This window comes from Microbacterium paulum (assembly GCF_015707995.1).
Taxonomy (GTDB): domain Bacteria; phylum Actinomycetota; class Actinomycetes; order Actinomycetales; family Microbacteriaceae; genus Microbacterium; species Microbacterium paulum.
Genome location: NZ_JAAGRY010000115.1, coordinates 1 through 2,245, shown reverse-complemented (window position 1 = coordinate 2,245; position 2,245 = coordinate 1). Strand labels below are relative to the sequence as shown.

The following is a 2,245-nucleotide window of genomic DNA, read 5'->3' as shown; positions in this document are numbered from 1 at the left end:
GCGTCGCCGAGGGCGCCGGGTCCGGCGCGACGGATACCCGCCTGCCCGCCGCCCGCGCGCCGAGCCAGCGCGCCGGGCCGAAGCCGAGGATGCTCGCCCACACGACGAACAGGAGCGCCGCCAGCACGGTCATGCCGGTTCCGTACCCGAATCCGGGGTTGATCCGGTGCACCGAGACCACGACGAGCACGTACACGACGATCTGCGCGACCGGGATTAACGAGAGCAGCACGAGCCACGGGCTGAAGCCGCCCCACTTCAGCAGGGTCGCCGTGTTGAGGAACGGCACCCACGCCTTCCAGGGCTCTTCGCCCATCTTGCGGAACATCGCCGAGACGGCGAGCGCCGTCCAGACGTACAGGGCGACCGAGAGCACGAAGCTGAGCAGCCCGAGCAGGGCGGCGAGGGATGCGTCGGGTGTGTTCATGCGGTGCGCCGCGCGGCATCGGCCTGCGCGCGGCTCCCCCTCTCGATGTCGGACGGGCTCTCGGTGACGGGCGGGCGCCTGCGCAGGCCCCCGGGGACGAACGATCTCAACGATACGGCCGCGCGCACGCGCTGCCACCGGGTGCGCGCGAAGCCGCCGCGCTCCTGGTCGACGATGCGCCAGAACTCCGTCGCCTCGTCGTCGGTCGCGGGCTCTGCCGAGAAGACGGCGGCGTCGGCGCCCGCGGCGAGACGGGCCGCGACCGGGGCATCCAAGGTCTGCGCGATCTCGACGCGGGTCGCCGATCCCGGCGCGCGTCGGCCCGCATCGGCGGCGGCGTCGAGGTATTCGTCCCAGCCCCCGGCGATGCGCTCGCGCGGGTCGCCGGCGGTCCGCCTCGAGCGGCGGCGCAGCGCCTTGGCGGCGATGACGAGCAGGAAGGGCCCCGCGACGAGTGCCGCGACGGCCAGCACGATGCCGGTCGTCCGCAGCGCCGTCCACAGCCACGACAGGTCGAGCGTCGCGGGCCGCTCCGCTCCGGCGGCGGCGTCTTCTTGCGCGGGCTTCGGCGGCGGGGCCTCGTCGACGGTGTCGGGGCGCACCTCGGTGCCGATCGTCGGGTCGGGCTGCGCCGTGACCTCGCGGCTCGGCGCCTGCAGGTGCTGCGGGGTCACGTCGACCGGGATCCACTCGCCGCGGTCGCTGCGCACCTCGACCCAGGCCGACAGGTCGGCGGCGCCGCACGACCCGCTCGGACACACCGTGAGCTCGGGGTCGGTCGATGCTGTGCGGGCGCCGACGACGATACGGGCGGGAAACCCGAGCTCACGCGCGAGCAGGGCGACCGCGACCGAGAACTGCTCGTCGTCGCCGATCGCGGCGACGAAATTGCCGGATGCCTGGGCGCGCGGGTCTTGCTCGCGGTCGAGCAGCGCCGTGAACAGCTGGTCGATGCGGGCGAGGGAGTGCCCCGCGGCGCTCGGGACGAAGGTGTCGACGCCGGCATCCGTCATCCACGCCGTCTGCGTGTCGGTCAGCGCGTGACTGAGATAGCCGCGTTCGCGCAGCAGCGCGACGAGCCCCGCGAGAGCCGACCCGCCCGTGCCGGTGACGTGCTCCTGCATCCAGGTGCGCAGACTCGCGGGCGCCGGGGCACTCTCGGCCGAGCCGTCGCCCGTGCCGCCCCCTGTGCCACCCGGGGCTCCGGCCTGCGCGAGCGATTCGGTCGGGGCGACGGTCGCCTCGAGCCGGTAGGCGTCGCCCGGCTGCCAGCCCGCGGTTTGCACGGCCGCGGCGAGGTCGTCGTCGACGTAGAAGCCGTCGGCGAGCGCGGCGGCGCGGCCGCCCTCGAAGCTCACCGCGGTGAGCGCGCCGGCCGAAGGCATCCAGATCCCGTCGAGCGTGCCGACCACGATGTCGGCGTCGACGCGCTCTCCGTCGCCCGCGCCTCGGGTCGACGCGAGGCGCACGAAGCTCGACGCGCCGGCTCCGGCCGCGGTGCGGAAGACGGCACCGTCGTAACTGTCGAGCACCGCCAGGCGAACGCGTTCGGGCACGTGCGCGCCCGTCACGCTGAAGAGCAGCTGGTCGTGCGCGGCGTCGGTGAACATCGCGCGGTACGCCGCGAGCGGGCTGACCGCCCGCGAGATCTCGAGCCGGGGGCCGGTGCTCTCGCGCAGTACGTCGCGCGGCGCCGAGGCGGCTGCCGCGGGCACGGCGAGGGCCGCGATCACCGCGATCGCGACCATGCCGACCCCGATTCCGGTGCGGCGCACGTCGGCGGCGGCGGCGCGCCGCAGCCGTACCCCGCTCGAGCGC

The 2,245-nt window shown here is 75.0% G+C and carries 2 protein-coding genes; both read right to left on the bottom strand.

Annotation, left to right across the window (positions count from 1 at the left end):
* The coding region (locus tag G3N18_RS15655; RefSeq protein WP_230404244.1) for a DUF5684 domain-containing protein at window positions 1–427 on the bottom strand (427 nt) is incomplete at its 3' end.
* Window positions 424–2,245, bottom strand: a 1,822-nt coding sequence (locus tag G3N18_RS15650) for a transglutaminase-like domain-containing protein (protein ID WP_196385172.1), incomplete at its 5' end; no start/stop codon positions are given. The genes G3N18_RS15655 and G3N18_RS15650, both read right to left, overlap by 4 nt.